This is a genomic window from Rhodococcus sp. NPDC054953, assembly GCF_053609225.1.
The window spans coordinates 1-6,215 of the sequence record NZ_JBSGXD010000007.1 but is presented as its reverse complement, the minus strand read 5'-3'; the positions used below and the strand labels follow the sequence as shown (position 1 = coordinate 6,215).

6 protein-coding genes and 2 pseudogenes are annotated in these 6,215 nt (G+C 70.1%); 1 reads left to right on the top strand and 7 read right to left on the bottom strand.

All coding sequences use genetic code 11. The features are described 5' to 3' along the window. Positions 1-81: 81 nt before the first annotated feature. The 7 genes and pseudogenes from ACWF62_RS07015 to ACWF62_RS06985 form a co-directional block, all read right to left on the bottom strand. Positions 82-930: a 3-hydroxybutyryl-CoA dehydrogenase gene (locus ACWF62_RS07015; protein WP_378509268.1), complete on the bottom strand. Its 849-nt coding sequence runs from the start codon at positions 928-930 to the stop codon at positions 82-84. Between the two features lie 132 nt (positions 931-1,062). Next, a complete protein-coding gene (locus ACWF62_RS07010) occupies positions 1,063-1,503 on the bottom strand; it encodes a hypothetical protein (RefSeq protein WP_378509219.1) in 441 nt (146 codons plus the stop codon). Between the two features lie 120 nt (positions 1,504-1,623). After that, on the bottom strand, positions 1,624-2,286 hold the full coding sequence (locus tag ACWF62_RS07005; protein ID WP_452629711.1) for a hypothetical protein: 663 nt from the start codon (positions 2,284-2,286) through the stop codon (positions 1,624-1,626). 269 nt (positions 2,287-2,555) lie between these two features. Next, entirely contained in the window at positions 2,556-2,855 is a 300-nt protein-coding gene (locus ACWF62_RS07000; RefSeq protein WP_378569617.1) for a response regulator transcription factor, read from the bottom strand. A 126-nt stretch (positions 2,856-2,981) separates the two neighbouring features. After that, a complete protein-coding gene (locus tag ACWF62_RS06995) occupies positions 2,982-4,091 on the bottom strand; it encodes a hypothetical protein (RefSeq protein ID WP_452629710.1) in 1,110 nt (369 codons plus the stop codon). Then, entirely contained in the window at positions 4,088-5,407 is a 1,320-nt protein-coding gene (locus ACWF62_RS06990) for a sensor histidine kinase (RefSeq protein ID WP_452629708.1), read from the bottom strand. Before ACWF62_RS06990 ends, ACWF62_RS06995 begins: the two co-directional genes overlap by 4 nt. Positions 5,408-5,432: 25 nt before the next feature. Next, positions 5,433-5,648: pseudogene (locus ACWF62_RS06985) on the bottom strand (LuxR C-terminal-related transcriptional regulator); the annotation flags it as partial. A 284-nt stretch (positions 5,649-5,932) separates the two neighbouring features. Between ACWF62_RS06985 and ACWF62_RS06980 the strand changes: the two are divergent. Continuing rightward, positions 5,933-6,215 (top strand): annotated as a pseudogene (locus ACWF62_RS06980) (HNH endonuclease); the annotation flags it as partial.

Genomic DNA, 6,215 nt, shown 5'->3' with positions numbered 1-6,215 from the left:
ATTTTCCCCCTGCGGTTGCCCCTCCTGTGGGGGGTTTCCCCCCGGTGGGGGGGGAAAACAACGCACGGTCAGCGGAACTGACTACTGGTAGTCGTAGAAGCCGCGGCCGGTCTTCTTGCCGAGACGGCCCGCATCGACCATGCGGCGCAGCAGGGCAGGCGGGGCGTAGTGCGGCTCGGCGAACTCGGCGTACAGCGACTCCGCCGCGGCAAGCGCGATGTCGAGGCCGACGGTGTCGAGCAGCGTCAGCGGGCCCATCGGGTAGCCGCAGCCGCCCTTCATCGCGGCGTCGATGTCCTCGGCCGAGGCGTAACCCGACTCGAGCATCCGCACCGCCTGGCACAGGTACGGGATGAGCAGCGCGTTGACGATGAACCCGGACCGGTCACCGGCCTGCACCGTGGTCTTGCGCAGCGTGTTCTTGGCGTAGTCGGTGACCGCGGCCGCGGTCTCCGGGGAGGTGACCAGGGTGGAGATGATCTCCACCAGCGGCATCACCGGCACCGGGTTGAAGAAGTGCACGCCGACCACCTGCGCGGGGCGCTGCGTTGCGCCGGCAACCTTGATCACCGGGATCGAGGACGTGTTGGTGGCGAGGATGCCGGACGGCTTGACGATCCGGTCGAGCTTGCCGAAGATCTCGTACTTCAGCGCCTCGATCTCCGGGGCTGCCTCGATGACCAGGTCGCGGTCCGCGAACTCCTCAATGTCGAGGGTGACCCGGACCCGCGCGATGGCCGCATCGGCCTCTTCCTGGCTGATCTTGCCCTTGGCGACGCCGCGGGAGATCGACGACGCGATCCGCGCGGTGGCGGCGTCCGCGAACTCCTGCTTGGTCTCGAGGACCAGGACGTCGCTCCCGGCCTTCGCGCACACCTCGGCGATTCCGGCACCCATGGTGCCGCCACCGATCACTCCGATCAGCTGCACAGTCATCTCCAAACCTGAAAAGCTCGTCATGTTGTCAGGTCCATTCTGCTACGGACCGGTAACAACATCGCGGGCCACCCGCAGCTCGTTCCTGCGGATCCTCCAGGTCGGGTCCGTGGCCGGAGCCGATTCCTAGCTGCCGCTGCCGGGCCCGTCGCCCCGCCGCTCCACGTTCGCCCACCACCCGATGTTGTTCTGCAGCGGATCGACATCACTCGAGATGGTGTAGCCGGAAATGGAGCTGGGGAAGCAGCCGAACCACTTCGTCTCGATCCGCAGCTTCTCGCCCTGCTTCAGCATCGGGGTGAACTGCTGGGCGCCGTTGAACTCCTGAAGGGTCACGTTGGGCCAGTCCCGGCCGTGCGCGGTGACCTCCATCCACCGGACCATGTACCACGAGTCCACCCACGGATCGCCAGGCCGTCCGAACGCGCAGTAGACCCCGCCGGTCAGATCGAGATCGACGGGGCCCACCGGCGCTGCCTGCGCGGGAGCGGCGGCGACAACCCCGCCGGTGGCGATTCCGATCGCCGCGGCGCCTGCGATGGCGGCGCGAATCATCTTCTGCTTCATCCTCGCTCCTTCGGCTGCATCTCACACAGTGACCTCTGCTGGTGAATCGGCCGAGGGTGACGCCGTGTTACTCGAACCCCGACGGCGGAACCCAGCCGCACCCGGCGGATTGCCTTGCGGTCAGCGGATGTAGACCCAATGGCCGCCCGTGCACTGTTGCTTTCGCATGTCCGGGGTGTGCGTGATCGTGCCCTCCTCGTCGGGGCGGCACGGGCCGGCCACGGCTCCGCCGCCGCCCATCGTTCCCGGCGGGTTGGGCGGATCGTTCACGGCATCGAACTCGTCGGCGCAGGCCTGCGTCCACGGCGACCAGGATCCGTCGTCGTACACCGTCGCGCCACGGTTGTGGACGTTCTTGTCCGTTCCGCACCAGACGATCTGCGGGTTCGCCGGATCGGCGTTCGGATCCGGTTGCGGCGCATCCGGATAGGGATTGGGGCAGATGTCGCCGACGCAGTCGTACGGGTTGGGGTCGACGTACTGTCCCGGATCGTTCCCGCCATCTTCCTGGCCGACACCGGGCGGTTCGGTCGCCTGCTCGACACCGGGCGGTTCGTTCACCACCTCGGTCGCGCCCGGTGCGCCGGCACCGCCGGTGGCTCCCACCGACACCGGTGGCTCGGCGACAGCGGACGGCGCCGGGGCAGTGGACGGCGCAGGGGCAGTGGTCGACGCCGAGGCGGTGATGGTTGTTGCCGCAGGTGATGCGCTCACCGCCCCGTCGTCGTTCGGCGCGTCGCCGTCGGCGCACCCCGCCACCACAAGTCCGAAGGCGACCGCCAACACCGCAATGGTCCTTCTCATAACCCACCCCCATATCGAGACTGCATCGACCCTGATACCTGGAACTCGAATGTCCAGGATCGAGATCGCCCGCCTCCGCGCCGGTGTTACACACCGCGATCCGCGGAACTTTGTTGCTGGCAGGGTGTTCCGGTGCGGTCGGTGGTGGAGGGGGAGTGTCGGTGGCGGCGCCCATCCGATGCGGCCGGATAACTGGACCGGGAGGGTTTCCGGCGGTGCCGAGCGGTCAGGCCTGCGCCGGAGCCGGGTCAGAGCTCGTCGAGCGAGATCAGTTCGTCCTGGATGGCGCGGGCGACGAGCGCGGCCTTGGTGGTGGCGCGCCGATTCACCGCGGCGTACTTGGCGCGGATCCGGGAAAGATGGGTGTTGACGGTGCCGAGGGACAGGAAGAGTTCTGCGGCAACGGTGTTCTTGGAGTCGCAGCGGAGCCAGGCGACCAGCACCTCGACCTCCCGCGGCGAGAGACCCGGCCTCCGGAGCGGGCGGGCAACGGCGGTGTGTTCGGCCGAGCCGGGTCGATGGGTGGTGGCGGCGAGGGTTGCGGTCATCGATGTCCTCAGGTGGTGCGCCGTCGGGGCGTGTCCCACCGGAACACGCATGGCTGAGAGAATTCTAGGAGTTAGCCGTCGGGCCGCCGAGACGAGAATTCTGGGGGCAGGGACAGCTGCCCAAGTTTAGGCGTCAACGATGGTCCGGACAGCCTGATAGTCGCGGTCAGGGACGTCGCCGTTACGGACCTCCGCCCGCACGGCACCGGCGGCGTCGAACTCGAGCCGACGCACCCGCTCGCCCTCCTCGACGACGATCGTCGCGACGGTGTCGCGGCCGGGCGGCAGCGCGCGGGCGGTGAGGGTGCCGCCCGCGGTGGCATCGAGTTCGTCGACCAACGCGACCCGGACCCGGTCGGTCAGCGTGTCGTCGGTGAGCCCGCCGTCGTCGAGCAGGATCACCCTGGTGCCGCGGTGCCGGGCCGCCGCGGTCGCCCGGCGGAGGGGTTCGTCGTCCGCGAACACCGGCGCCCGCAGGGTGTCCCGCAGTTGTTCCTTGAGGACGATGCAGCGCAGTCGGGCGTCCTCATCGAACGCGGTACCAGCGGCCGCGGCCTCGAGAACTGGCCTGGCCGACGCGTCGAGCGCGCGCAGTTGCCGGTCGCGTTCGGCGGTGGCGGCCTCGGTCATCGCCTCGTCCGCGGCCCGGTCGCTCTCCCGCTCACGCAGTGTGAACACCGTGAAGGCCATCGGCCGGACCGTGACCGCAACCAGCACCGAGATCAGGACCGGGGCCAGGATCACCGCGGACATCCGGGCGACCGCACCCCAGTCCTGGCCGGTCAGCGCGCCCCACAGCGTGAAGGTGAGCATCGTCGACACCGCACCGAGGCAGGACAGCGCCATTCGCCCGCGGACCGACATGAAGCAGAGGATGACCGTGACCGGCCGCATGTGCCAGATGTCGCTCATGATCCAGCCGTGCGCGGGCAGTTGTGGCAACACCAGCAGGCACGCGACCGGGCCGAGCCCGGCCAGGATCGCGGCGGTCGGCAGTGGCAGCGGATCGCCAGCGACGCCGACGATCGCGAGGGCACCCGCGGTGACCAGCAGCAGGGCGGCCAGGACCGGCCACACCTGCTCGACGTCGTCGAGATAGGTGACCGCGCGCAATCCGGAGCTGAGGCAGAACACGACCGCGACGACCTTCGCGATCGGCCGATCCATCCACAGCAGGGTGCGGATGTCCCGGGCCGCGACATCACGCGCGGCGCCGGGCCGGGTCGGTGCGGTCACGTCGCCGCCGACCACAGCAGGGTGACCTGAGTGCCGTCGCCTGGCGCGGAACGGAGGTCGACGGCGCACCCGTCCGCGGTCGCCATGCGTTCCCGGATGCTCATCGTGATCCCGAGTTGGTATCCGGGCACCTGACCCGGATCGAAGCCGCAGCCGTTGTCGGCGACGATGACGCGCACCCCGTGCTGGTCGGCGTCGATCGCGACGAGGCGGTCCGCGGCGCGCGATGCGGTGTCGGCGTGCCGGACGCTGTTGCGCAGTGCTTCCGCGGCCGCGGACGCGATGGCCCGCGCGGCGAGCCGTGGCACGGTGAGCGCGGCAGTGTCGATCTCGACCTCGACGGGGACATCGCCATCCACCTTCACGAGGGCGGCGCGGATCAGCCCGACCGCGGTGTGGATGTCGAGCCCCTCGTCGGCCACCGTGCTGTCACGCAGCGCGTCGAGTTCGGCGACGGCGATCGCCGCCTGCTCACTCATTTCGGGGGTGGCGCCCTGCCGGGCCAGACCCAGCAGCACGGACATCACCCGATCGTGGATGAGGGCGTGGAAGCGGCTGCGTTCGACATCCTGCGCGGCGTGGGCCGCCGCGGTGGCGGAGCGCGACACGGACACCTCGACGGCCCGGTCCAGTGCGCGTCCGGTCTGGACCGCCGCGATCGTCGCGACGACGAACAGGCCGCAGAACACCAGGGTCGACGCGATCTCGACCGGCAGCACCACGTGCTCCTGACCCGCCCTGGCGACGTAGCGGACCACCTCGGCGGCGCTCACCGCGGCCGCCAGGTACATCAGGCTGGTCCTTGGTCGCCAGCGGAGTGCCGCCGCCATCGTGATCAGGCCGGGGAAGGTGGTCACCCAGATGTCCCGGTTCGGCGGGATGTGCCCGTCGGCGACGAGGGGAAACCACAGCAGTCCGAGCAGGTAGCCGATCGCCGCCGCGCTCGCGCTGCGGCGGATCCAGCGTGTGTCGGCGGCGCGGCTCGCAGGCAGCAACGCGAGGAGCGGGACGAGGACGAGGGCGCCGGTGGTCACCGTCCACCAGACCGGGACGATCGACAGGGCGACGGCACCGGGGGCGAGCAGGACGCCGAACAGCAGCCCGGCGGCGCCAAGGAACCGGGCGAAGGTGCGCACGATGCGGTCCTCGGCGGTGCCGAGTCGGTGCGTCGGTTTGGTGCCGCGGCGCGGCGCGGCGGGGTCGGCGCGGTCGATGCCGGCTCCGGGGCGGCGGTTAACCTCGGAGCCGGTCCGGTCGGGCGGGTCGGCATCGGCGGGGGGCCGCGCGGCGAGGCCGGGGTCGGCGGTGACGCTCATCCGGGGTGGCCGAACGGGGCGCCGGTCACAGCTCGTCGAGGGAGATCAGCCCGTCCTGCACGGCCCGGGCCACCAGCGCCGCCTTCGTCGGGGCGGAGCGGCCGACCTCGCGGTACTTGGTGCGGATCCGCGCGAGATGGGTGTTCACGGTGCCGATGGACAGGTAGAGGTCGGCGGCAACGGTGTTCTTGGAGTCGCAGCGCAGCCAGTGCAGCAACACCTCGACCTCGCGGGCGGACAGCTGCGGGCGGCGCCGCATCCGGGTGCCGTGCGAGGCCACGGCGTGCGACGGTGAATGGACGAGATGGTGATTCAGCGCAGCGGTCATGTCGCCCCCTGGAGAAAGTGGTTGGAGGGCTCGACCCCGCGTTCCGAGCCCTCGGTGACTCGAATCTAGGTGCCGTGCCCCCGGTGCACCAGCCGCGACTTCCGTGCCCATGAAAATGGGGGCAGCTGACTTCCGTCCGGGGCACGCAGGCCGGTCGCGCCCCGGAACGTGTCGTACCCCCGCGGTAGACTTCGAACATGAGTTCGGGGGCTGCGGGGTCGGTGGAGCGGGTGGACGAGCACCTGTCCGCCCTCGACGCCGCCGTCGACGGTCTCCTCGGAGACCGGCTGACCGGCCTGTCCAACGACGACATCGTTCATGTGCTGCAGCGCCTTGAGCGGTCGATGCGGAAGCTGGTGGCCGCCGATCAGCAGGTTCTCGTCGAATCTGCCGAACGGTCGCTGCACGCGGTGTTCGACGTCAGGTCGCCGGTCGAGTTTCTGGTCACGACCGTCCGGATCAGCGAGTCGCAGGCGCAGT